The 246-nt window shown below is 67.5% G+C and carries 1 protein-coding gene; it reads left to right on the top strand.

The annotated features are described in order from the left end of the window. Positions 1 to 246 (top strand): N-acetylneuraminate synthase family protein (locus tag AC5RWT_RS38230; RefSeq protein ID WP_494084737.1); only part of this gene is annotated, 246 nt, incomplete at both ends.

Genomic DNA, 246 nt, shown 5'->3' with positions numbered 1-246 from the left:
ACCTGGACTACCGGTACCGGGTGGAGTTCGACATGCCGATCTACCAGAAGCTGATCTCGCACGCCGCCGACCGCGGCCTGCACTGCTTCGCCTCGCCGTGGGATGTTCCCTCGGTCGCGTTCATGGAAGAGGCCGGCGCGCTCACCCATAAGGTCGCGTCCGCCTCGGTCACCGACCTGGACCTGCTGGCCGCGCTGCGCGAGACCGGCAAGCCGGTGATCCTGTCCACCGGCATGTCCACGATCG

The organism is Arthrobacter sp. Dra40, from assembly GCF_059091905.1.
This window is presented reverse-complemented; position numbering and strand designations above follow the sequence as displayed.